Genomic DNA, 23,662 nt, shown 5'->3' with positions numbered 1-23,662 from the left:
CAGTCTATGAATTTATTTTACATTAAGTTGACAGCAATGGATGTAATAAAATCAAGGACTTAACGCAGATGGCACATTGGTAGGTTGTGGTTCGACAAGCTCACTAACCACGTTAGACAGCATAAATCATGTAAATAACCAAATTGTTGATATCTGACGCACCCTAACCCTACAAAAGATTTTTTAGTGTGACACTTGCGTCAGCCCTAAAACTCAATACTTTTCCAAAAACCTTTTAGAACAGCCATCAATTTCTAATCCCCAACTTCTCTTAGAAGTCAGGGATCTAATGATCACCAAAAACCTATCATTGTACTACTGGCCAGGTACAAGATAAGCAGAAGGAATAGGTTGAGCGCGGCCTGCATTAACCAATGCTTGATAAACAAAAGCTGCTATTTCTGCTCTAGTTGCTTGACGATTAGGTGCAAGTTGATTAACTTGAGGGTAATTAATCACTAATTGTTTAGAAGTAGCTGCGGCTACAGGATCAACCGCATATTTAGGAATATCAGCAGCATCAACATAAATACCAAGGATAGTGCTACTGTTTGCAGTTAAACCTAGACCATTAGCTAAAGCAACCAGCGCTTGTACTCTAGGAATTTTTTGTTCAGGTTTAAAAGTTAAGTCTTTATAACCAGATAGAAATGGACTACTGGAAGCTACTTTAATGGCATTATAAGCCCAATAGCTAGTCTTTACATCTTTAAATTTAATTGCAGTGCGTATCGGTTGGGGATTAAAAGCCTTATTGATAATAGCTGCAAACTGAGCACGAGTTACTGGTTCATTTGGTTTAAAAGTACCATCAGCAAAGCCAGCCAGAATATTTTGACTAGCTAAAGCTTCAATGTATGCTTTTGCCCAGTAACCTGGTTGTACATCCTTAAAGGTAACAGTACCACCGGAATTATTAGGAGGATTATTATTACCAGTATTATCAGGAGGTGTCGTTATAGTAGTAGCAACAAAATCTACAGAGCCAAAAATTTGTTTTTGGTTGATATCATTACCAATGGCAACAATACGATTTTTAGTGGCATTATTGACATCATAACGAGCATTATTTTTAATTAAATTACCACCAGGACTATCCTGTGTTCCTAAGTCGGGAAATGCAGTAATAGTAGCAACAACACCATCTCGTTTATTCTTCTGAATAGCATTTTTCCGCAAAATCGGTTTAGCAGAGTCAGAAATAAACAAACCATCTGTATTTTCAGTAATATTATTTGATTCTACCAGTGGTGTAGAGTTACCACCGATAGCTAAACCAAATCCGGTATTTTGAAACAAGTTACTGCGAATTGTCCCCTGAGAAGATTTGGTAATAGATATTCCATTACCTTGATTTTTGAAGAAGATGTTATTTTCAATACGTGGGTTGCCTGTTCCTGTGACAAATATACCTTCTCTAAGGCTATTAATAAAGGTACTATTGACAATTACAGGATTACTTGATTCTACCCAAATAGCTGTACCTCGTGAATTAGGATTAGTAAAGGTAATACCTGAAAAATTTGTATTATCTTTAGCTAATACAGTAGTATCTTGTCTAGCAAAAGTAGGACTGGTAAAATAACCACCTCCAATTACTAATATTCCTTGTCCTTTGTTAGCTTCATCACCAAAAAGTGTAATACCTGAGTTGACAACTAAGGGAAATTTTTCACCAGTATCTTTACTGTAAGTACCAGGTGCTAATTTAATTACTGTTCCTGGTTGGGCTTTAGTCAAAGCAAAAGTAATGGTTTTATAAGGAGCAGTTGCACCACCATTACCACTATTATCATCTCCCTGTGCCGGATTTACATAAAGTACAGTAGCTCCAGCAGGAATTTGCGCTGTTAATAGTGGTGTCTGTAGCTGTTTATTTTCTGCTTTGACTTGCTCGGAAATAAGTCCAGAACTAGCAGCAATCAATAATACGGCTGTTAAACTGGTTAAAGGAGAAAAATTGATCATTGGAAAGTCCTGATGTTTGATTTTACTGTTGACTATTAAATGATTTTCTTTCAGTTTCAGTTGCATAGTGACATTAAAAAGGCACTAAGAGAGAAATTAGTTCATAAAAATTCAAACTTGATCCTTTTTAAGACTTACGCAAGATGTGACTGAAAACCTGATTCTTGCGTAGAGGTAATTTATGAATTACCTCTACTTTCGTTCCCTTTTGCGTAAGTCCTGGTTTTTTATTACCTGGCATTTTTGACAAAAGTGAGGTGTTTTTTGTTTCGCTGGATTTTTTTATTCCTTCTGTTATGTATTCCATATTTCGCACCTGATTTTGTAATATGCGAATATTTCCTTGATTTTATTTTTTATTGTTCTTAAAATTACATAGTTTATCAAATATTTTAAGTTTTAATACGTAATCCTTTAACCTTTTTTTGGTTGATATGAAGTACGCGAGTTAAATTACTTTCTAAAGTGTCTTTTTCCCTGGGACTTATTGCTTCAATTTCTTCTAGTAAGTTTTCAATATCTAATTGATCTAATTTTCTTTCTTTGAGAAGAATAGCAGTTTGTTCTAACCACAGATGAAAGTCCATTTCATCAAGGGTTATTACGTTTAAGATAGTGTAAACTCTCTTCTTGATCAATTAGATTTATCCTATCATAAATGCTAGAAATTCGGCACTAAAAGGCAATTACGGAGGGAATTATTTTCTCACAAATATAGCCCTATATACTGGTTCTCCTTTCTTGTGTGTTGCTATTTCTCTTTCTGTGGGAACTGGTAGGGGGTTCTCTGCTAACCAGGTGGTATTTCCTAACTGTTGAAAATTGGCATTTTCTCGAAAGCGATCGCACATTTCCACCGCTATAAATTGTACATCAGATTGAAGAAATACTTCTCCACCCACCGCTAAATATTTTGCTACCTCATTAACTAACTCTGGTTGTACAACTCGACGTTTTGCGTGACGAGTTTTAAACCAAGGATCAGGAAATTGAATACTCACTCTTTGCAAAATTCCTAATGGTAAACTTGATAATAATGACTCTAAAGAATTATTAGCATTAGTAAATATATAATGTAAATTTGTTAATCCTAATTCATCCCTAATTCTATTAGCTTCTATGACCAACGGTTCACGAATTTCTAAACCTAAAAAATTCCAATTTGCTTCTATTTGTGCCATTTGTAATACAAATCTACCCCTAGCGCAACCAATATCTAAATGTACAGGTTGTTGATAATTTTGATAAACTTCTTCCCATTTAGGTATATCCGTACTCCCTTGAAATTTACGGGCTAAAGGGTTAACGTGCTGACGAACTCTTACTGGTGACAAAATTGACACTCCTTTATTTGTATTTCAGATCCCCGACTTCTTAAAGAAGTCGGGGATCTGAATTTTAGGTACATATTAAGAGTTATACTAAAAATAAACCTAATGTCTGGCTTAATTTTTTTATAATCTTTGCAATTTTTAACATTCCTCTAATCAATATCACGAAAATGTCACTTAATTTCCGTTTTGCTATAGTTAGCGACTTACATATTGCACTTCCTCAAACTATTTGGGATCATCCTAGTAGATTTCATTTAGTAGAAGTTAGTATTTCTGCTTTTGAAAGTGTTTTAGAACATTTAACACAATTAGATTTAGATTTTTTGTTAATTCCTGGAGATCTAACCCAACATGGAGAAGCAGAAAATCATCAATGGTTACAAAATAGATTATCACAATTACCATTTCCTAGTTATGTAATTCCAGGAAATCATGATCTTCCCGTATTAATGGCCAATGAACAATCTATAGGATTTGCTGATTTTCCCAAATATTATCATAAGTTTGGTTATGATAATCCTCAACAACATTATTATAGTTGTCAATTGTCACCAGGATTAAGATTAATTGGTCTTAACTCTAATACATTTAACCATAAAAATGAGCAAATTGGTAGAGTAGATGATCAACAATTACAATGGTTAGAAAATGAATTATCAACCATCAGAAAACGGGATAAAAATGAATTGATTTTTGTAATGATCCATCATAATATAGTGGAACATTTACCAAATCAAGCGGATCATCCTCTGGCTAATAGATATATGTTAGAAAATGCCATTGATCTGCGAAAAATCTTAAAAAAACATGAAGTAAAATTAGTATTTACTGGACATTTGCACGTGCAAGATGTGGCTTGTGATGATGGTATATATGATATTACCACAGGTTCATTAGTCAGTTATCCTCATCCTTATCGAGTGTTAGAATATAGTCAAGATGAAGTAGGAAGAGAATGGTTACAAATAGTTTCTCATCGCGTGGAATCTGTTCCTGATTTTCCTAACTTACAAACATTATCACACAAATGGATGAGCGATCGCTCCCAACCTTTTTTAATTAAGTTACTGACCCTCCCACCTTTAAATTTACCGTTAGAAGAAGCGCGAAATTTAGCCCCTAATTTATGCGATTTTTGGGCAAAAATAGCTGATGGTGATGCTATGTTACATTATCCCCATTTTCCCCATCATGTGCGTAGTTATATTGAAGAATATAGTGCCATCAAAAATGGTAATAAAGCCTTAATTGATAATTACAGTACACTGTTAATTAGGAGTCAGGAGTTAGAAGTCGGGAGGAGGGAGAATTATATTTTACCTAATTACCAATTACCAATTGGTACTTAAAGAGCGACAAATAGCAAATACAGAAGTATAACCATGTAAAAAAGTTCTACCACCAACCGGACCAATTTCACCACTACAGAAAAAACCACTTATGGGAATATCAGGTACATATTTATGAAATAAACGAGAATCAAAATTAGCTTTATTATAAAGCCCAGTACCACGTCCCAAACAAGTAAACATTAACGCCCCTAAAGGAGCAGGTTTACCCATAGATTGATTGTGATATTCTTGTAGTAAAATTTCTAAATCTTCTGCCGATGCTTCACCATCTCTGAGATGAAATTGTAACCTTTGTCCGGCACGAATGCGATCGCCAATTGCGATCGCCCCACCATTAGGATCTACCCCCAAAATATTCCTAATTAAAAAATCACCTGATTGTAATTTTACCCTAAATTCATCCATAGCCACACCCACGAACAAAGAATGTTGGGCTAAACTGCGTTCTTCATCATTCAAACTATTAATTAAATTTCTTAAAACCACCAAAGGAACTTTTTCTGACAACTCAATAATAATATTTCTTTCTGCCTTAGTGACTTGTAAAGGTTCACCTATGGGTCTACAACCTTGGGCTACAATAGTTTCTAATACTAAATTACCACTTAAAGCAACTCCCACCGTTCCTTCTCGACACAACCGATCATTACAAAATAAAGCAATTCTCCCATTCATAAACCCACTACTGGCCAATCCTCCCACAATTGCCGCACCTGGATAAGCAAAATCTAAACCTTGTAATAAATCGTTAGTTCCTGCACCCAAAGGACTAGATAATAAAATAAACTGTGGTTTTTGTTCTGGTAATACACCTACTACATCCACCCAAGCCAGTGGTGAACTATCTAAATCTGGCAATTCTTCACCTAATATGTGAAAGGGTCTAATTTCCACACCAGGGAGGTGGGCTAAAGTTAAACTTAAAGCTGGTTCAGCCTCAATCTCCTCTGTATTACCTTGATCCCTTGTACCAATAACACCACCCCCACTACAACCAATTAACACACCAACAGACAGCTTCTCTTTTAATAAAGGTAAAAGCCGCGAATATTCACTCATAAACGCAGATGAAATAAACACTATTCCTAGATCCGCAGGTACTGTCAAAGATGAAACAGCTTTTTCTACCACTTCTGTTACTGCCGCTTCTAAAGAAGAACGATTTGATAGGGCATTAGCCCATTGCATTTGATCTGCCATGAGTTTTGGGCTTGTGAGATGAACTTGGTACTGTGTAGCTAAAGATTCAGAAAAAGGAAAAACACTGAGAAATGCTACTTTTTAGACCACTAATTATAGCATGACAAACAAATAATAAAGTTAAAACTGTTCTAAATATTGATTGACATCTTCAATAATTCTGGTTAATTCTGCCTCTGTAGTTAGTTTAATCCCTAGATTACGGATAGTTAACAACACTTTAGCCGCAAAAGGAGTTGGCCAAATGTTAGGATTACAAAATATTTCTACAAATACCTCCCCTGTATAACGATATTCTAAATTAGCTTGAGGTATGACCTTGACTCCACCAGAGGTAGATTTAGCCGCAACTGTTTTTAGTCGTTGCATTAGTTGATTAATTTCCGCTTTTAATTCCTCGGCAGCTTGTTGGGAAAAACTGAAGGAAACTGAACCTGCCACTAAATTTAATGTTAACGGTGTAGATGTCATATTTCTTAAAAAATAAATATTAATTAAATATATTACCCTAAATAGGTGATTCGTAATTGCTAATTGGTGATCAAATATTAACAGGACTTACTTACGGAACTGGTATATAGGGTGCGTCAGACTGTATAAATTACGCAAATAAACAGATTCTTGACATCTGATGCACCATACCACAGGTTTTTGGTGTGACACTTGCGTAAGTCCTGAAAACCTCATACAGATAAGTTCTTATCCATTCTCATGCAAAATTATTATCCAAATCAACACCAGATAACAATATGATTTATGATAACCGTGCGGAAGTAAAAAAAGTCCTGATTATTACCTTACTACTGAACTTGTTTGTCATGGGATTAAAAGCAGTAGTAGGATACTACACTGGTTCATTAAGTTTATTAGCTGATGCCTTGCACAGTGTTACTGATAGTGCTAATAACGTATTAGGCTTAGTTACTAGTAAATTTTCTTCGCCTATTCCAGATCGTGAACATCCCTATGGACATCATAAATTTGAAGCGGTTGGTGCTTTAGGTATATCCGCATTTTTAGGTATCGCCTGTTTTGAAATTCTCCAGGGAGCAATAGAACGCATTATTAAAGGTGGAGAACCCGTAAGAATTACACCAATAGAACTGTGGTTATTGTTGATAGTATTAGGCGTAAATATATTTGTAGCTTTTTATGAGCGTGGAGTAGGTAGAAGAGTAGGAAGTCCGATTTTAATAGCAGATGCAACTCATACCATGAGTGATGTTTGGGTAACTATTTCCGTTATGGGAGGTTTAATAGGTGTATGGTTAGGTTATCAATGGTTAGATATTGTACTGGCTTTTCCTGTAGCTTTACTAGTATTTTGGAGTGGATGGTCAGTTTTAAAGGAAAATTTACCTTCCTTAGTAGATGAAATGGCCATCCCACCAGAAACAATTCATGCGATCGCCACTTCTGTTCCTGGTGTAGTAAATTGTCATGATATCGCCTCTCGTGGTATAATTGGCCGTCAAGTTTTTATAGAAATGCATTTAATAGTCAATGCAGCAGATGTAGAAACTGCCCATACAATTACAGAAGAAGTGGAAAAACAATTAGAAGAACGTTTTACACCAGTAAGAATATTAATTCACGTTGAACCACCATCCTATCAATCAGAACATATTAGTTATGATCTCTAGTATTTGCTAGTTGTATAGCAATGCTCATAATTCTCAACATCCTTAGTTTACTTGAGTAAAATCCTTGAATATAGGTAATTAAGCTGACAAAATGAGAATTTTTTGCAAAATTAATGATAATTATTTGCATTTAATGTATACTTAGTTAAAGAGATAAAAATTATATAACTCAAGTTAATTCCTGGTAAGTAATGCAAAACAGGAGTTATAACCTTGTGTTTACTATTTCTTAACTGCAAATATCTCGCATTTTGTAGTATTTTTCTTGATTCTTGAAAAAATCCAGGTGAAATAATGAGTATATCTACTAGTTTGAATGTATCAAAATTCTGTTTAGAGGGTAGATTTTTAGATTTCGTGATCAAGGATGGTAATAGGCTAAAAGGTCTAATTTTAAACACTTCCGATGGTGAATATTATATAAAATTAGCTAAAAACTTACGAGTAGCTTTTAATTTAAGTTTACCTCGTGGTACTTGGTTACAAGTGGTGGGAAGTAAAAAGTATGATGTTAAAAAGGGTAAATTTACATTTAAAGCAGAATTGGTTATGACTGGAGGACACCGGGAATATGGTATTAAGCAGCAACAAGAAAATAAAAACCAAATTATTAAAAAACAAACAATTTTGTATTGTCAAAAATCAGACTGTATGAAGCGTGGTGGTAAAATGATGTGTGAAATTTTGGTTAAGGAGTTGAGCGATCGCAATTTACAAGATACAGTAGTTATTAAAGGTACTGGTTGTATGAAAAATTGTCAAGCTGGACCTAATTTAATCATGCCTGATAAAACCCATTACACAAAAGTCAAATCTGCACAACTTCCCATTTTAGTGGATAAGCATTTTGGGAAAGATGTAGAAATAGAGTCAAAATATAAAGTCAAAGTTTTACAGCGCATTCCATCTACATGAGGTACACTATGAACACAGCAAGATGCCTGTGTTACAAGGGTTTTATCATTAACATTTGTACCTCATAATAACGGAAAGTGCTATCGTAAGTTGGGTTAAGCAACAGCGAAACCCAACACATTTGTTAACCCAAATTCCGCACTTCATAATGCAGTATTACCCTTTTGCAAGATTATTATCAATAGGACTTACGCAAGTGTCACACTAAAAAATCTGTTGTAAGGTGCGTCAGATATCAACAATTTGGTTATTTACATGATTTATACTGTCTGACGCACCCTACATTTTATTTTTTTCTGTCCTTACAAATACTTTTGTAACAACAAACCTAACTTTTCCCTAGTCTCCACCGGAGCAACATCCAACCTAGTCAAAATAGCATACTTCAAAGCCGAATGAGCATCACTCACAGGAGGGTTTTCACCTAACCGCTTCACAGTTTGCTTAATAACCTCCTGAGCATTTACCGCATTTTTATGTAAATTAGCAACTACCATATCTACCGTTACACTATCATGATCAGGATGCCAACAATCATAATCCGTTACCAAAGCTAAAGTAGCATAAGCAATTTCTGCCTCCCGTGCTAACTTGGCCTCCGGTAAATTAGTCATGCCAATAACCTTAGCCCCCCAACTGCGATATAAATGAGATTCGGCCTTAGTAGAAAAAGCCGGACCCTCCATACATACATAAGTACCTCCCTCATGTAAAGTTACATCAGGTAAATTTAAAGCAGCGATCGCCTCCCCCAAAACCCTAGCTAAATTCTTGCAAATCGGCTCACCAAAAGCAATATGAGCCACAATACCCTCCCCAAAAAACGTCGACACGCGGTTCCTCGTCCTGTCAATAAACTGATCGGGAATTACCATATCCAACGGTTTAGCCTCAGCTTGTAAAGAACCCACAGCACTGGCCGATATGAGATATTCCACCCCCAGCTTCTTCATGGCGTAAATATTCGCTCTAAAAGGAATTTCCCCAGGTAACAAAGTATGGTTACGACCATGACGTGCCAAAAAAGCTACCCGCATATTTCCCAAACTTCCAAGAATGATCGCATCCGAAGGCGCACCAAAAGGAGTAGAAACTTCTACCTCCTCCACATTCTCCAGCGAGTCCATCTTATACAACCCGCTCCCACCAATAATTCCAACTCTTGCTACCGTCATAAAAATTAACCTATCATCCAATTTCTTACATCAGTAATTTTATCGAAAATCAGCCTTTAGATATATGTAAACACCAAGTAATAATTTTTTTTGTAATTCTGTAGGCATACGAGTGCAAAATATATCTCAAATCGTATATTCTAAAAATAAAAGTAATCATAAATCTTTCAGCGATCGCACATACAAAAATTAGTCAACAACAACAATATGCGGAATAATGAATCATCTCAACCAAATATTTTCCATTGGGAAAATTAGCAGACAATATCAACATTTACCCATGACTATACTGCCATCAAAACAAGGACTAGATCAAAGCGATCGCACACAAATAACCCACGTATTTGATGGACTATAAAGAGGATTAATTAAAGTAATAGATTAACTAACATGAATCAACATAAAAAACTGCTTTGTAGATACCAAATAACAATAAACAACTTAATAACAAACTAGTGCAGGCATCTTGCCTGCTATTATTCTAATTTGAGATTTTTGATGTTAGATGATGTTAGATTATTTAGCCTTGCTGAATTAGAGTATGAAATGGAAAAGTTACAAAAATGAAAATCTTACTCTTGTGTACCTGGAGTGCCTCTGCGTGAAACTTTCATCATAGCCTTAATCAGCAACGCCGATTATTTTAGAATCATCAATTGAAAATTGTCAATTGTCAATTATTAAAACAATTTTACCAGTAATAGAACCAGCCTCCAAAAAAGAATGAGCCTTAACCGCATCAACCAAAGGAAACTCATGACTTACATGAATTTTTAACTTACCATCATCAATTAAACCTGCACATTCTTTGAGAATTTCCCCATGATGTTCCAAAGCCGGAATATTATTTAATAACATTGGCGTTAACATCAACTCCAAACCAATACGTAAATTTCGATTTCTCGCCACCTTCCAAACAGTATTAGGTGCAGGTTCAAGAATAGTCACAATATCGCCATAAAGCCGCACCGCAGGAAAAGAACTTTGTAAAACATCCCCACCCACCGTATCAAAAACTAAATCTGCACCTTCACCATTAGTCCAAATTAAAACAGCATCTACAAAATTAGATTCCTTATATAGAATTATCTTATCAGCGCCCAACCGTTTCACAAAATTGGACTTTTCTAAACTACTAACCGTAGTAGCCACATCAGCCCCCTTAAGTTTAGCCAATTGAATAGCTACATGGCCAACACCACCAGCCCCAGCATGAATTAACACCTTTTCTCCCGGTTCAAGCCTCCCGCGTTCATATAAAGCCTCCCAAGCAGTAATTAACACCAAAGGAACAGCAGCAGCCTCCGCAAAAGAAACAGACTTAGGTTTTAAAGCCACAAAGCGGTAATCTACCGTAGTATATTCAGCATAAGTGCCTTGATGATCACCCAAACCACCATAACAGAAATAAACCTCATCCCCAGGTTGAAAACCTTGGACATGAGAACCTACAGACACAATAATACCCGCACCATCACAGCCTAGAATAGCTGGCATATTCTCAGGATAAAAAGTACCACGTTGACGTAACTTAGTATCAATAGGATTAACACCAGCGGCCAACAAGCGAATTAAAACTTCCCTCTGAGTAGGTAGAGGTTGGGGAACATCCTGTAATTGCAGGACTTCCGGCTTACCAGAATAGGACATCACAATAGCTTTCATAGTTTTTCTCACGACTTATCAAAGAAATACGCTACACTCATCTTATCGGCGAACTAATGTCAGTTTGTCCGAATACTTCTTGGAAGATATTTCTATCGCCGGAAGTGGGTATAAGCCCACTTTTTTTTATTGAATTTTCCCATGACTCATCCTTTAATTCCACAACTGATTGAATTAGCCACGCCAGTAGCAGCAGAACTAGGGTTAGAACTTGTTGGTATAGTTTTTCATACCAACCAAAACCCGCCAGCACTACGAGTAGATATCCGTAACCCAGAACAAGACACCGGACTGGATGACTGTGAAAGGATGAGCCGATCCCTAGAAGCCTCATTAGATGCGGCAGAAATCATTCCAGATGCTTATGTGTTGGAGGTATCCAGTCCCGGAATTTCCCGGCAACTAGTTACAGATAGGGAGTTTATTTCGTTTAAAGGATTTCCTGTAATTGTTGTAACATCACCACCTTTTAATCATCAAGAACAGTGGATAGGTAATTTAGTACGTCGAGATGAAACCACAGTTTATCTTAATCAAAAAGGTCGTATGGTAGCAATTCCCCGTGACCTCATTACTAAAGTACAACTAGAAGAAAAAGGCTAATTTGGTAATTAGTAATTGGTAATTGGTAATTGCACTTTAATACAATTCCCATACTTTACGTCACGTTATCACGCTTCGGTAAACTTTGTTATCAGGAGATTAAAGAAAGAATTAAATTTTAGAGTTTAAAAAATTTAGAACTTACATCAGTACCACACTAAAAATCTGTTTTCTTGTGATTTAGTACGCATAAATTCTGTAAATAAACAGAGTGTTGATATCTGAGGCCTCCTATGTGCCAGTTGGGTAAGTCCTGAAATTTTTAATTCCTTCCGCTATCTTTTCCCAAAAATTGCATCCAAAAAACTGAATTTAAAAAATTTAGACAATTTAGACAACTTGAAAATTCGTTAAAAATTAGGAGTTTGCGTATGTCAATGGTGACTTTATCTGGATTAAAAAATTTAATTGAAAGTATTAGTAGTGAACGTAATTTACCACGTCTTGCAGTACAATCAGCTATTAGAGAAGCCCTGCTTAAAGGTTATGAACGTTATCGTCGCGCTCAAAATTTAGAACGTAGACAATTTGATGAAAATTACTTTGATAATTTTGAAGTAGAATTAGATATAGAAGGAGAAGGATTTCGGGTGCTTTCCACAAAAACCATAGTGGAAGAAGTGAGTAATAATGATCATCAAATTTCCTTAGAGGAGGTTCAACAAGTAGCACCAGAAGCGCAATTAGGAGATTCAGTAGTTTTGGATGTTACTCCCGATCAAGGAGAATTTGGGCGGATGGCAGCCATGCAAACCAAACAGGTATTAGCTCAAAAATTGCGAGATCAACAACGGCAAATGGTGCAGGAAGAATTTCATGATTTAGAAGGTACAGTATTACAAGCAAGAGTGTTAAGATTTGAAAGACAATCAGTAGTTTTAGCTGTCACCAGCAATTTTGGGCAACCAGAAGTAGAAGCAGAATTACCCAAACGGGAACAATTACCCAACGATAACTATCGAGCAAATGCGACCTTTAAAGTATACTTAAAACAGGTATCCCAAGGACAACAACGAGGACCACAATTAATGGTATCTCGTGCTGACGCGGGGTTGGTGGTATATCTGTTTGCTAACGAAGTTCCCGAAATAGAAGATGAGGTAGTAAGAATAGTAGCAGTAGCCAGAGAAGCTAACCCACCATCTCGTTTTGTTGGACCAAGAACAAAAATTGCCGTAGATACCTTAGATCGAGATGTAGATCCCGTAGGTGCTTGTATTGGAGCGCGGGGATCACGTATTCAAGTAGTGGTAAATGAGTTAAGAGGTGAAAAAATAGACGTGATTCGCTGGTCTCCAGATCCAGCTACTTATATTTCTAATGCTTTAAGCCCAGCGCGGGTAGATGAAGTGAGATTGATGGATCCAGAAACTCGACAAACCCATGTCTTAGTAGCTGAAGATCAATTAAGTTTAGCCATAGGAAAAGAAGGACAAAATGTCAGGTTAGCAGCTAGACTCACAGGTTGGAAAATAGACATTAAAGATAAAGCCAAATATGATTATGCGGCCGAAGATGCTAAATTTGCAGAAGTGAGAGCGCAGCATCAGCAACAACAACAACAAGACGACAATGACACTCAAGCAAGGGAAGATGAAATTACGGAAGAATTAGAATTAGAAACAGATAATTTAGCTCCAGAAGAGGAAGCATAAATTCGCAAAAAACTCAATCATTTAGCGGTATACCCTTGGAGAGTATACAACAAATAGAGAACAAAACTCACGCATTAAGATACTTTCAACTCTTTTCCCTATTTCTTGTTTCCTGTTATGAAGCCAAATTATCGCCGTTGCGTCAGTTGTCGCCAAGTCAAGTTAAAACAAGACTTTTGGCGTGTAGTCCGCATCTTTCCCTCTGGCAATGTAGAATTAGATCAGGGCATGGGGCGTTCTGCTTATATTTGCCCACAGGAGAGTTGCCTACAAGCCGCTCAGAAAAAAAACAGACTAGGACGATCGCTCCATAGTACAGTACCAGATACATTGTATCAAATCCTATGGGAAAGAATAGATCCTAGCGATCGCCAACAACTTTCATAATGGTAATAACTCATAGCGATAATTAGTCCAAAATTGTGGGTAGTAGCCAAATATTTGCCACCTCACAATAATTCTTTAGAATCGCTAAGGTTAATGCCAAAATAGTAGGGGGGTGTAATTGCTAAAATTGTTACCCCTGGTAAAATTTGACAGCCCTACTCCCAGTCAGTTTTTCTTGATTGTGTCGTGGAAGACTCAGAATCAACAAAACAAAAACCTCAAATGTGGCAACCTGGTAGCGCATCGGCGCAATTTGACATTTACCACCCCTTGTGGAAACGTCAAGATTAAACCCACGCATCTTTCTTTCCTCAATGGAGGCACCGAGCATATCACCGAGGGCAACCTAAAAAACAGTGATCCCAGGGTGGAGATGTCACAGACCAGGCAACCATCCGTTAAAACTGTAAATTATAGGGGAAAGAGTGGATGAATAACGGAAAAGTTAGAATCTATGACTTATCAAAGGAAGTGAATTTGGATAATAAAGAGCTATTAGCAATTTGCGAACAGCTTAATATTCCTGTTAAAAGCCATAGTAGTACAATTTCAGAATCTGAAGCTGAAGAAATTCGCACTGCCGCCAAAAAATTGGTGGCCGCGAAAATAGCAGCCAGAAAAGAAAAAAGTACCAACAGGCATAGGCTAAATTCCCACTATCCTGGCTCACAAAACCGTCCTACTGCAAATCACAAACAACAAATCTTGGAAATTCTAAAACCTAAAGTATTGAGAAACCCTAATTCTCGTTCTGATAGCGATTTAGCTGCTAGTGCTTCATCTGAACTTAATCATCCTGCACCTCCCAAGCCTTTTGCAGCACCAAATTCTGCTATCAAGCCCCCTGCACCTGCATCACGACCAGTACCCCGAAATCAATCTGAAAGTCCGCAAAAATCCCATCCGTCACCGCCTGAACCAGCATCTAAACCTGAACCAGTGGCAGAAAAACCAGTAGCGGAAAAATCAGAACAAAAACTAGCGAAAGGGAAACCGGAAAAACCACAAAAATCCGCCAAACCCCAGTTATCATCGCCACCAGCACGACCAGGAGATGGTAAAGTGAGCAGTGGACAGGTATCTACTGGGGAAAAACCAATTCTTAAACGCGATCGCCCAGCGAAATCGGAAGAAGAGCGTACAGGAGATCGTCCCACAGCAAAAAACAACGAGCGTAGAGGCAACAAACCCAAAAGTGATCAAGGATCAGCCCCAGGTCCACAAAAACCAGGACGCAGCACTCCCGCACCGGTAAAATCTGAACGTGGTAGTAAACCATCTGCCCCCAGTGGAGATGTACAGCGACCCCGTCCATCCCGTCCGGTAGAAGCACCCATAGCTACTCCACCCAGACCAATGGCAGGCGGACCTGGGAAAAAGGATCTAGGTAAAAAGGAAATATTGGAAGAAGTTGCCGTAATTCCTGAACTACTAGACTTAAAACGTCCCACCCCACCCCGTGCTCCTAAAGGTGGCAAAAAATGGCAAGAAGAAGAGAGCCTGGACGAAATTAAAGAAAAGTCGAAGTCTGGAGTCAAGGGAAAACGTTCTAAACCGATCATTGATGATGATTTTGAAGAAGATGATTTCCTCGATGAAACAGGGCTGGAAATTACCTCAGCAGTTCAAGTTAGTCTGTCCATTGCCCGTCCACCTAAACCTAAATCAGCCCGTCCTGCTGCTACCCAAAGTCCGGCAGGTCCAACCACAAAAGGCGCGAAAAAAGCTCCCACAACCCGTGAGCAAAACCGCCGTCAACCCCAGGAAGCAGAACAGAAACAGGAGCGTCCCGCTATCCTCAATGTGACAGGTCCACTCACTGTACAAGAGTTAGCAGAGGCTTTAGTAATCGCAGATACCGAAATTGTCAAAATCCTGTTTATGAAGGGTATGGCAGTGAGTATCACCCAAAATCTGGACATTCCTACTATTACTCTCGTAGCTAAGGAGTTAGAAGTAGAAGTAGAAACAGTGGAACGGGAAGCAGAAGCTCGTAAAGTCACAGAAATGATTGAGTTCTCTGACTTGGATCATCTCATGCGCCGTCCTCCTGTGGTGACAATTATGGGTCACGTAGACCACGGTAAAACCACTCTCTTGGATTCTATCCGCAAAACTAAGGTGGCGGCAGGAGAAGCAGGTGGTATTACCCAGCATATTGGTGCTTACCATGTGGATATTGAACACGAAGGTAAATCCCATCAAATCGTTTTCCTTGATACTCCCGGCCACGAAGCATTTACAGCAATGCGCGCACGGGGTGCAAGGGTGACAGATATCGCTATTCTTGTGGTAGCAGCTGATGATGGTGTCCGTCCCCAAACTATTGAGGCTATTAGTCACGCTCAAGCGGCAGGTGTACCTATTGTGGTGGCTATTAACAAGATTGATAAGGAGGGCGCACAACCAGAACGGGTTAAACAAGAACTGACCAATTATGGCCTCACGGCTGAAGATTGGGGTGGTGAAACCATTATGGTTCCCGTGAGTGCCATGAAAGGTGAAAATCTGGATACTCTCTTGGAAATGATCTTACTCGTGTCTGAAGTCGCTGAGTTATCCGCTAACCCCGATCGCTCCGCTAAAGGTACGGTAATTGAAGCTCACTTAGATAAGGCTAAGGGCGCAGTAGCTACCCTATTGATCCAAAACGGTACTCTCCGTGTGGGTGATATGTTAGTAGCAGGTTCAGCCTTCGGTAAAGTCCGCGCTATGGTGGACGATCGCGGTAGAAGAGTGGAAAGTGCAGGTCCATCCTGGGCTGTGGAAGTGCTAGGTTTAAGCGATGTTCCCGCCGCCGGTGATGAATTTGAAGTGTTTGAAAATGAAAAAGAAGCTCGTGCTTTAGCTGGCGATCGCGCAGACAAACAACGTCAGTCCCGCTTGTTACAAGGTCGCGTTACTCTCACAACCCTATCTGCTCAAGCTCAAGAAGGCGAGTTGAAAGAACTCAATTTAATTTTAAAAGCAGATGTACAGGGTTCTGTGGAAGCAATTATTGGCTCTTTGAAACAAATACCTCAAAACGAAGTGCAAATCAGAATGCTTTTATCTGCACCGGGAGAAATTACCGAAACAGATATAGACTTAGCAGCAGCTAGTAACGCCGTAATTATCGGTTTTAATACCACTTATGCCAGTGGTGCTAGACAAGCTGCGGATGAAGCAGGTGTAGATGTAAGAGAATACAATATCATCTACAAACTGTTAGAAGATATCCAAGGCGCGTTAGAAGGTCTACTGGAACCTGAACTAGTAGAAGAACCATTAGGACAAACAGAAGTACGTGCAGTATTCCCTGTAGGTCGCGGTGCTGTTGCTGGTTGTTATGTACAATCTGGTAAATTACTCCGTAACTGTAAAGTCCGAGTACGTCGCCAAAACAAGGTAATTTACGAAGGTGTCCTAGATTCTCTCAAACGAGTCAAGGAAGATGCCCGTGAAGTTAATGCAGGTTATGAATGCGGGATCGGTATTGATAAGTTCCATGATTGGGCAGAAAATGATATCATTGAAGCCTATCAAATGGTAACTAAACGCCGTACCCTCACTCTGACAAGATAAGCCCGTGCATTCAGGGATGATTGCTGAGTTAATGAGTGTTGAATTGGGACAATTTTTAATTTCAACACTCAAATATTTACCAAAATATTAATAACTCAGCATTCTATGGCTAATACTCTGCACTTCTCGATCCAATTTTTTGTAAAAAAATATTACATTTAGTGACGATAGACACAGATTTACCAGGTATAGCGCCATTATCCTATATGAAGGATTCACAAGAATTTCACAGTTTAATGTGATACCAGTAATGGTAGATCAGAAATTATTTGACTGGTGGAAGTTATTAATCAGGAATGGCAAACTATGGCTCAATTTCCAACTTTTAGCAATGTGGTAGCTAAAACTGACATCCACAGCGATCGCCCATTTAATAATGATTCAGAGATATGGCATAATCTTAAGTATGCCATATCAGCAACTTCAGGATTTCAGCATTGGCAATTAGAAACTAAAATGGAATTAGAAGAATTGCTTTTAGAGCAACAGGTACAAATCTATTTGCGAGAAACTTTAGAAACCTTAGCTTATTAACCGTTAGTTTACCTTTTGAAAAGTAAAATATAGAACCGTTCGTGTTAAGCTGAACAAATCTCCATCTATTCAAAATAACACTTTATAAAGGCATAACCTTTATTGGTGTAACGGCGACACTCTCTATCCCATTTGCAAAAGCATTTGGGAATACTTTTCTGACAATATTAGCTGATCCATTGCAATCTGCATTTAAGAGGATTCCTTGAGCAGATTTGAATAGACCACGCTTTACTCTCTTACCAAGATAAGAGGAGTGTTTTTGTATAGGTTCTAGGTCTAAAGCACTGCATTTTGAGGTATAAGATTCTTCAGTTACTACAACTTTGATTCCTGCTAATTGACATTTATAAGTTAGTTGGTCAATTAATCTTGCATGGGGAATCTGTGTAAATGACTGATTATTCTTTTTACCTATATTGATATTCTGTTTCCAGTTATCATTCTTACCAATAACTAACGTACCAATATCACAAGTCTTAAGTAGATTAACAATCGTTCTACTTGTATTGTGTAGATAATTGTCAACGTAGTTGTTTCTATAAGCAGTCATCAATTGAATCCGCTTACTAGTCTTGTGTTTATCACCTAATTGAGCTTGTAACTTAGCTTTAGTTTTGTTATAGAACTGGTTTACTGATTTAAGTGGTCGTCCATTAACCAACAAAGGTTTGAATCCTGGTTGATTTGAAGTTAACGTTACTAAGTTAGTTAAACCAATGTCTATACCAGCTACATAATTGCTAGTACACTGTTCTTGTTCCTCTTTTTCATACACAATTTCAACTACATAATAGGTAGGACGTGGTACTAATCGTACTTCTATGACGTTATCTACCTTGGTTGGAATCTTAATATCACTCATTGATAGATGACAGATACCTTTCTTGAGTTCAGCTTTATATACTGACTCATGATAATAAATAACTGCATTGCGTCCTTTAGTCTTATCTTTGTAGCCTGGTATTCTAGGTTCTCCTAATAACTTAGAAGGATTCTTCTTCCATTCTTTATGAGCCTCAAAATACCCAGTCCAAGTAGATACTAGTCGTTTGATAATTTGCTTACTGACTTTAGTAGGTAAAGCATGGTAGTCTACATAATCTTTAACTAAATGATAAAGCTCAGGGAGACTATATTTCTTACCAGTGGCAAAGAAGTGCTGACGACAAATGTAATTAGCTACATTGTATAAATTTTTTGAGAGGAAAGATAGTTGATCAATCTCTTGCCAATGTTGGTGAGATTGTTTAATGATATGTCTTTCAACTAAAATCATTTCTTCTTCCTTCGTTCTGCTGAACGTTTCCCGTAAATCCTAGCTACAAGAAAGATTTTAATTGTGACGTTAAGCTGGTTGGCAACTTGTCCTATCGTCAGAAGTTTCTCTATCAGTTAAATCCTCAAATATGGAAAACCAATGATCATAGAACTTCTGGAAGTCTTGAGGACTAGGTACATCTTCCAACTCAACCGCGTGAGGAAAGATAGACCTATCATCAAGTTCAAACTCTGTAGAACTAACAGGAATAACTTTCTTCCTTAACATAATCTCGACCTTAATACTATAATCTTAGCATATCATCAGGAGATTTGTAAGGGTTTTACTAGAAATGTTTAGATATTTGCTTTACGGCATTAATCCCAACTTCTTGTGTAAAACTGAGGTTCAATTATTACTTCTAATAATAGATAACCAACCTACAGATAATAAACCCGCAATACTTAAAGTTAACCCAGTGACAGGAATTAAAAATGCAAATACAGGTAAAATTGCCCCGCAAATAGTAGAAATAATTGCTGCTAAATAAAACTGAATATTGCTGTGAGTATTGCTATTTAAACCCCTAGCTAAACCACAAATTAAACTTAATAAAATTACCGAAATGATTATCCAAGCATATTCAGCATTAATTAACCGAGAACTATAGGTTAAAGTAAGCAAACAAGCAAAGAAAATACCACCAGCAATAGCGACATTTTTTAAATTTATATGTAGGGATAAATAGAGTAATAATATCCACCATAAAAATATTGCTGGCGCTAATAATAATAACCGGGGAATAATGCCAGTTCTACCAACAGGTTTAACACTAGTAAACACACCAAAAGGATTTTTTACAGAGACATTTTCATCAAATATCCAAGTAAATTGAGTACCTTTAGCATCTGCTTTAATTTCACTAGGAACTATGCCACTAGCAAAGTCAGCATTATTAAAATTTGCCTTTGCTACTAAACGAAATTTGGATAATAATTGGTTATTAGCTCTATATACCCAACGGGGTCCTCCTTGGGCTTTATAGGTAATTTTAAAAGTGGTGTTTTTTCCTGGTTTTAACACAAAGGGAAATTTATAATCTCCAGGGTTAGTTTGTTCTAATTTTGTGCCGTCTCTTTCTACTTTATAATTAGATAAAAGTGAATAACCGTTAGGAGGAGGAACTTCTAAAAAGAAGCTATTAATATCTGTTAAGATATTATTAACTTTGTAATTAGCAGTATAATCTGTGAGATAAATAGAACTACGATTTTGCACATCTACACTTTGATCAATTTTTACTGTAATTTCTGAAGCTGATAAATTGATATAACGGGTTACTTTTTGTTTGTCATTAACTTTCACTATTTTGCCTTCAACTTGCGTTGTATAACTGTAAGGCTCTTCAGTGATATAACTAATTTGTGGTGCTATTTGTTCTAATTTATCTCCAGCAATACTAGCAGCAACTTGGGCAACTTTTGCCTGTTCCCAATTATGATAACGGTTTGCTAATGTACTACAGAGAAAAAAGCCAGTAATGATGATAATTAAAATTAGTGCTAAATGTTGTAATCCCTGTAATAATTGAGAATAACGAATAGACCATTGTGCAAAGAAAACTGCTTGTTCTGTAGGATATTTTCCCAGGGAAAAATTAATTAATGCTATGGCAATTCCTAAGCCAATAATGATGAATACTAGTAATAGGGAACTTTGTAATAATTGAGAACCAAATTTCATTAACTCATGGGGATGGGTTAAGTCTGGTAGGCTGGGAATACCTTGAGGATTAAATGCCATAACAACTAGGGTATAACTAGGGTGTAACTAGAGTAGGTGCGTAATGAGGAAATAAGACAGTCAAATTATAGCATCTATATGGTATAATGGTGTATTAAACAAAGTAAAAAAACAATTATCTATTGGTGTAAGTATTAAGAATTATGGCGATCGCAATTGATTTTGGTACTACTAATACAGTGATCACTCGCTGGAATGCTGTAACACAGCAACCTGAAACTCTAACTTTACCAGGGTTGTCAATTCAACAGTATATGATTCCTCCAGTAATTCCTAGTTTGGTTTATGTGGAAGATGCCAGATTACAACAAATTATTATCGGTAGAAAAGTAAGCGATCGCGGTTTAGATTTGAAAACAGATACCCGATTTTTCCAAAGTTTTAAACGAGGTATTGGTGCAAATATTCAAGGTTTTTTACCAGAAATAGATGAGGAGCAAATTACTTTTGAAAAAATTGGGCAATGGTTTTTGCAAAAAATAATTTCTGAGTTAATTATTCAAGAGGGAAATTTAGATTCTTTAATTTTAACTGCACCTGTAGATAGTTTTGAAATATATCGTCATTGGTTAGGAAAAGTATGTCAGTCTTTAGCGATACAAGAAATAAAAATGTTAGATGAACCCACAGCCGCAGCTTTAGGTTATGGTTTAAATGTTGGGGAAAATATTTTAGTAATTGATTTTGGTGGTGGTACTTTAGATTTATCTTTGGTAAATTTAGAAATCAATCAAGATACCAATGTAAAATCTGTAGGTTTTCTATTGAAATGGGGTAATTATTCATTAGCAGAAACTTCTAAACAAAAGGTAAAAACAGCCCGCGTTATCGCTAAAGCAGGGCAAAATCTTGGGGGAAATGATATTGATAATTGGATAGTAGATCATTTTGCTAAAACCCAAGGACTACCAATTAATTCATTAACTACAAGATTAGCAGAAAGATTGAAAATTCAATTATCTAGTGAATATAAAGCTAATGAAGTTTACTTTGATGATGAAAATTGCGAAAGTTATCAAATGCAGTTAGATCGAGAAACTTTGGAAAACATTCTCGATCACCATAAATTTTTTGATCAACTGCATAATTTAATGAATAAACTGTTACAACAAGCACGACGTTATGATATAGAAATTAAAGACATTAATAAGGTGTTATTGGTGGGAGGTTCGGTACAATTACCCACAGTACAAAATTGGGTTAAGGAATATTTTGAACCGCAAAAAATTAAATGTGAACATCCTTTAGAAGCTATTGCTAAAGGGGCATTACAAATTACCCAAGGCATAGAAATTAAAGACTACCTTTATCATAGTTATGGTGTACGTTATTGGGATCGTTTAAATCATAAACATAATTGGCATCCTATTATTAGAAGTGGGCAACCTTACCCGATAACAAAACCTATAGAATTGATTTTAGGCGCTTCGGTAGAAAATCAACCTAGCATAGAATTAATAATTGCAGAATTGGGAGTAGATAAAGGAACTACAGAAGTTTATTTTGAAGGCGATCGCTTAATTACTAAACAAATAGATCAACGTGCAACTATCGTTAAACCTTTAAATGATCAAGAAGGATCACGCCAAATTGCCCATCTTTCTCCTCCAGGTTTTCCTGGAACTGATCGCGTCAAAATTATGTTTCAAGTTGATGAAAAACGATTTTTAAGAATTACTGTGGAAGACTTATTTAATAATAATATCCTCCTAGAAAATCAACTTGTAGCACAATTAAGTTAACCCAGATCCCCGACTTCTTAAAGAAGTCGGGGATCTTGAATAGGATTAACTTTTGTTACCAATGTTCTCGCTAATTGCGTAATCATTGGCCAATTTTCTTGGCATACTAAATGATGGGGAAATAATTCTCCTCCTAAACCAACAGCGATCGCGCCTGCATCTAAAAAATCTTGAGCATTTTGTGTATTAATTCCACCTGTAGGAATTAATGGGATATGACTTAAAGGACCTTGTAAACTCTTAATATAATTAACTCCGCCTACGCACTGTATAGGAAACACTTTTACACAACTTGCTCCGTAATTCCATGCTGTAACAATTTCTGTAGGTGTCAAAGCACCAGGAATAATTGGTATATTTTTCGATACAGCAGCTTTAATTATCTCCGTATCTGTATGGGGACTAAAGATGAATTGCGCTCCGCAGACAATAGCTTCTTCTAATTGTTTAACATCAAAAATAGTACCAGTACCAATTAAACAGTGGGGTAATTCAGCGCGTAAATATGTAATCAATTCCCTTGCGCCATCACTGTTCCATGTAATTTCAATCAAGCGCATTCCTCCTTCAGCTACAGCCATGGCCATTTTTTGACAGATTAGCATTTTAGAGGCACGAATAACAGGAATAACGCGGTGTTTTTGTAAGGAAGATAACCAAATTTGATCGGACATTTTTGGAATAGTTTTTAATTTAATTATTTAATTTAATTAGAGTAGATATTATACAACAACATTCCCCAAAATCCCCGACTTCTTTAAAACTTAAAAGTTGTTTTTTAGTATTGTTATTGATATACTTACAAAAGTTAGTATCAGTATTTTTGATGAAGTTTTCTAATCAGGATTTGTAATTAATTCT

At 36.9% G+C, this 23,662-nt stretch carries 22 protein-coding genes; 10 read left to right on the top strand and 12 right to left on the bottom strand.

The genetic code is table 11. The annotated features are described in order from the left end of the window. Positions 1-315: 315 nt before the first annotated feature. From H6F32_RS01775 to trmB, 4 genes are all read right to left on the bottom strand, one after another. The gene (locus H6F32_RS01775) at positions 316-1,968 is read right to left on the bottom strand and encodes a DUF1565 domain-containing protein (protein ID WP_242031015.1); all 1,653 of its coding nucleotides are present in this window, start codon (positions 1,966-1,968) and stop codon (positions 316-318) included. Positions 1,969-2,095: 127 nt separating this feature from the next. Further along, on the bottom strand, positions 2,096-2,275 hold the full coding sequence (locus H6F32_RS01770; protein ID WP_190367650.1) for a hypothetical protein: 180 nt from the start codon (positions 2,273-2,275) through the stop codon (positions 2,096-2,098). A gap of 85 nt (positions 2,276-2,360) precedes the next feature. Then, positions 2,361-2,606: a DUF29 family protein gene (locus H6F32_RS01765; RefSeq protein WP_242031014.1), complete on the bottom strand. Its 246-nt coding sequence runs from the start codon at positions 2,604-2,606 to the stop codon at positions 2,361-2,363. A gap of 60 nt (positions 2,607-2,666) precedes the next feature. After that, positions 2,667-3,302, bottom strand: a complete 636-nt coding sequence (gene trmB / locus H6F32_RS01760) for a tRNA (guanosine(46)-N7)-methyltransferase TrmB (RefSeq protein ID WP_190367615.1) — start codon at positions 3,300-3,302, stop codon at positions 2,667-2,669. Between the two features lie 167 nt (positions 3,303-3,469). On the opposite strand from trmB, the gene H6F32_RS01755 reads away from it, so the two are divergent. Then, on the top strand, positions 3,470-4,651 hold the full coding sequence (locus tag H6F32_RS01755; protein ID WP_190367614.1) for a metallophosphoesterase: 1,182 nt from the start codon (positions 3,470-3,472) through the stop codon (positions 4,649-4,651). On the opposite strand, the gene H6F32_RS01750 is transcribed toward H6F32_RS01755, so the two are convergent. Together H6F32_RS01750 and H6F32_RS01745 are read right to left on the bottom strand one after the other, a co-directional pair. Beyond that, the gene (locus tag H6F32_RS01750) at positions 4,634-5,854 is read right to left on the bottom strand and encodes an FIST N-terminal domain-containing protein (protein ID WP_190367613.1); all 1,221 of its coding nucleotides are present in this window, start codon (positions 5,852-5,854) and stop codon (positions 4,634-4,636) included. The genes H6F32_RS01755 and H6F32_RS01750 overlap by 18 nt on opposite strands. Before the next feature lie 120 nt (positions 5,855-5,974). Further along, positions 5,975-6,325, bottom strand: coding sequence for a hypothetical protein (locus tag H6F32_RS01745; protein ID WP_190367612.1), 351 nt, complete (start codon positions 6,323-6,325; stop codon positions 5,975-5,977). Positions 6,326-6,603: 278 nt separating this feature from the next. Here H6F32_RS01745 and H6F32_RS01740 point away from each other — a divergent pair, with 278 nt between their 5' ends. Further along, the gene (locus H6F32_RS01740) at positions 6,604-7,497 is read left to right on the top strand and encodes a cation diffusion facilitator family transporter (protein ID WP_190367611.1); all 894 of its coding nucleotides are present in this window, start codon (positions 6,604-6,606) and stop codon (positions 7,495-7,497) included. A gap of 294 nt (positions 7,498-7,791) precedes the next feature. Then, positions 7,792-8,412, top strand: a complete 621-nt coding sequence (locus H6F32_RS01735) for a (2Fe-2S) ferredoxin domain-containing protein (protein ID WP_190367610.1) — start codon at positions 7,792-7,794, stop codon at positions 8,410-8,412. Positions 8,413-8,714: 302 nt separating this feature from the next. On the opposite strand, the gene H6F32_RS01730 is transcribed toward H6F32_RS01735, so the two are convergent. Continuing rightward, entirely contained in the window at positions 8,715-9,587 is an 873-nt protein-coding gene (locus tag H6F32_RS01730; RefSeq protein WP_190367609.1) for an S-methyl-5'-thioadenosine phosphorylase, read from the bottom strand. Positions 9,588-9,804: 217 nt separating this feature from the next. On the opposite strand from H6F32_RS01730, the gene H6F32_RS01725 reads away from it, so the two are divergent. Next, on the top strand, positions 9,805-9,945 hold the full coding sequence (locus H6F32_RS01725; RefSeq protein ID WP_190367608.1) for a hypothetical protein: 141 nt from the start codon (positions 9,805-9,807) through the stop codon (positions 9,943-9,945). A gap of 308 nt (positions 9,946-10,253) precedes the next feature. Here H6F32_RS01725 and H6F32_RS01720 read toward each other — a convergent pair whose 3' ends face one another. Then, positions 10,254-11,252 carry a zinc-dependent alcohol dehydrogenase family protein gene (locus H6F32_RS01720; protein ID WP_190367607.1) on the bottom strand — a complete coding sequence of 333 codons (999 nt, stop codon included), beginning with the start codon at positions 11,250-11,252 and terminating at the stop codon, positions 10,254-10,256. A gap of 141 nt (positions 11,253-11,393) precedes the next feature. Between H6F32_RS01720 and rimP the strand changes: the two genes are divergently transcribed. The 5 genes from rimP (at position 11,394) to H6F32_RS01695 (ending at position 17,995) form a co-directional block, all read left to right on the top strand. After that, the gene (gene rimP / locus H6F32_RS01715; RefSeq protein WP_190367606.1) at positions 11,394-11,855 is read left to right on the top strand and encodes a ribosome maturation factor RimP; all 462 of its coding nucleotides are present in this window, start codon (positions 11,394-11,396) and stop codon (positions 11,853-11,855) included. Between the two features lie 371 nt (positions 11,856-12,226). Continuing rightward, positions 12,227-13,510, top strand: coding sequence for a transcription termination factor NusA (gene nusA / locus H6F32_RS01710; protein ID WP_190367605.1), 1,284 nt, complete (start codon positions 12,227-12,229; stop codon positions 13,508-13,510). Positions 13,511-13,627: 117 nt separating this feature from the next. Continuing rightward, positions 13,628-13,897 carry a YlxR family protein gene (locus H6F32_RS01705; RefSeq protein WP_190367604.1) on the top strand — a complete coding sequence of 90 codons (270 nt, stop codon included), beginning with the start codon at positions 13,628-13,630 and terminating at the stop codon, positions 13,895-13,897. A 429-nt stretch (positions 13,898-14,326) separates the two neighbouring features. Continuing rightward, on the top strand, positions 14,327-17,461 hold the full coding sequence (infB, locus tag H6F32_RS01700; RefSeq protein ID WP_190367603.1) for a translation initiation factor IF-2: 3,135 nt from the start codon (positions 14,327-14,329) through the stop codon (positions 17,459-17,461). A 306-nt stretch (positions 17,462-17,767) separates the two neighbouring features. Next, on the top strand, positions 17,768-17,995 hold the full coding sequence (locus H6F32_RS01695) for a hypothetical protein (protein ID WP_199294437.1): 228 nt from the start codon (positions 17,768-17,770) through the stop codon (positions 17,993-17,995). Positions 17,996-18,077: 82 nt separating this feature from the next. Here the strand turns inward: H6F32_RS01695 and H6F32_RS01690 are convergent, their stop codons facing one another. From H6F32_RS01690 to H6F32_RS01680, 3 genes are all read right to left on the bottom strand, one after another. Further along, positions 18,078-19,274 (bottom strand): RNA-guided endonuclease TnpB family protein, encoded by a 1,197-nt coding sequence (locus H6F32_RS01690; protein WP_190367602.1) that lies wholly within the window; start codon positions 19,272-19,274, stop codon positions 18,078-18,080. A 69-nt stretch (positions 19,275-19,343) separates the two neighbouring features. Beyond that, positions 19,344-19,544, bottom strand: coding sequence for a hypothetical protein (locus tag H6F32_RS01685; protein WP_190367601.1), 201 nt, complete (start codon positions 19,542-19,544; stop codon positions 19,344-19,346). Between the two features lie 120 nt (positions 19,545-19,664). After that, positions 19,665-21,059 (bottom strand): hypothetical protein, encoded by a 1,395-nt coding sequence (locus H6F32_RS01680; RefSeq protein ID WP_190367600.1) that lies wholly within the window; start codon positions 21,057-21,059, stop codon positions 19,665-19,667. Between the two features lie 143 nt (positions 21,060-21,202). Between H6F32_RS01680 and H6F32_RS01675 the strand changes: the two genes are divergently transcribed. Continuing rightward, entirely contained in the window at positions 21,203-22,801 is a 1,599-nt protein-coding gene (locus H6F32_RS01675) for an Hsp70 family protein (RefSeq protein ID WP_190367599.1), read from the top strand. A gap of 17 nt (positions 22,802-22,818) precedes the next feature. On the opposite strand, the gene H6F32_RS01670 is transcribed toward H6F32_RS01675, so the two are convergent. Continuing rightward, positions 22,819-23,475, bottom strand: coding sequence for a bifunctional 4-hydroxy-2-oxoglutarate aldolase/2-dehydro-3-deoxy-phosphogluconate aldolase (locus tag H6F32_RS01670; RefSeq protein WP_190367598.1), 657 nt, complete (start codon positions 23,473-23,475; stop codon positions 22,819-22,821). Between the last annotated feature and the right edge of the window lie 187 nt (positions 23,476-23,662).

The sequence above is a fragment of the Anabaena sp. FACHB-1237 genome, assembly GCF_014696225.1.
In the GTDB taxonomy this organism is placed as follows: domain Bacteria; phylum Cyanobacteriota; class Cyanobacteriia; order Cyanobacteriales; family Nostocaceae; genus FACHB-1237.
The sequence above is the reverse complement of the archived record's forward strand: the minus strand, read 5'-3'. Positions and strand labels throughout refer to the sequence as shown.

Bases quoted from the DNA above. Each gene is read 5' to 3' on its own strand.
- H6F32_RS01690 (WP_190367602.1), bottom strand. From the start codon at position 19,274: ATGATTTTAGTTGAAAGACATATCATTAAACAATCTCACCAACATTGG.
- H6F32_RS01775 (WP_242031015.1), bottom strand. From the start codon at position 1,968: ATGATCAATTTTTCTCCTTTAACCAGTTTAACAGCCGTATTATTGATT.
- nusA (WP_190367605.1), top strand. From the start codon at position 12,227: ATGTCAATGGTGACTTTATCTGGATTAAAAAATTTAATTGAAAGTATT.
- rimP (WP_190367606.1), top strand. From the start codon at position 11,394: ATGACTCATCCTTTAATTCCACAACTGATTGAATTAGCCACGCCAGTA.
- H6F32_RS01725 (WP_190367608.1), top strand. From the start codon at position 9,805: ATGAATCATCTCAACCAAATATTTTCCATTGGGAAAATTAGCAGACAA.
- H6F32_RS01745 (WP_190367612.1), bottom strand. From the start codon at position 6,325: ATGACATCTACACCGTTAACATTAAATTTAGTGGCAGGTTCAGTTTCC.
- H6F32_RS01750 (WP_190367613.1), bottom strand. From the start codon at position 5,854: ATGGCAGATCAAATGCAATGGGCTAATGCCCTATCAAATCGTTCTTCT.
- infB (WP_190367603.1), top strand. From the start codon at position 14,327: ATGAATAACGGAAAAGTTAGAATCTATGACTTATCAAAGGAAGTGAAT.
- H6F32_RS01730 (WP_190367609.1), bottom strand. From the start codon at position 9,587: ATGACGGTAGCAAGAGTTGGAATTATTGGTGGGAGCGGGTTGTATAAG.
- H6F32_RS01705 (WP_190367604.1), top strand. From the start codon at position 13,628: ATGAAGCCAAATTATCGCCGTTGCGTCAGTTGTCGCCAAGTCAAGTTA.
- H6F32_RS01685 (WP_190367601.1), bottom strand. From the start codon at position 19,544: ATGTTAAGGAAGAAAGTTATTCCTGTTAGTTCTACAGAGTTTGAACTT.
- H6F32_RS01670 (WP_190367598.1), bottom strand. From the start codon at position 23,475: ATGTCCGATCAAATTTGGTTATCTTCCTTACAAAAACACCGCGTTATT.
- H6F32_RS01755 (WP_190367614.1), top strand. From the start codon at position 3,470: ATGTCACTTAATTTCCGTTTTGCTATAGTTAGCGACTTACATATTGCA.
- H6F32_RS01735 (WP_190367610.1), top strand. From the start codon at position 7,792: ATGAGTATATCTACTAGTTTGAATGTATCAAAATTCTGTTTAGAGGGT.
- H6F32_RS01680 (WP_190367600.1), bottom strand. From the start codon at position 21,059: ATGGCATTTAATCCTCAAGGTATTCCCAGCCTACCAGACTTAACCCAT.
- H6F32_RS01720 (WP_190367607.1), bottom strand. From the start codon at position 11,252: ATGAAAGCTATTGTGATGTCCTATTCTGGTAAGCCGGAAGTCCTGCAA.
- H6F32_RS01770 (WP_190367650.1), bottom strand. From the start codon at position 2,275: ATGGAATACATAACAGAAGGAATAAAAAAATCCAGCGAAACAAAAAAC.
- H6F32_RS01695 (WP_199294437.1), top strand. From the start codon at position 17,768: ATGGCTCAATTTCCAACTTTTAGCAATGTGGTAGCTAAAACTGACATC.
- H6F32_RS01675 (WP_190367599.1), top strand. From the start codon at position 21,203: ATGGCGATCGCAATTGATTTTGGTACTACTAATACAGTGATCACTCGC.
- H6F32_RS01740 (WP_190367611.1), top strand. From the start codon at position 6,604: ATGATTTATGATAACCGTGCGGAAGTAAAAAAAGTCCTGATTATTACC.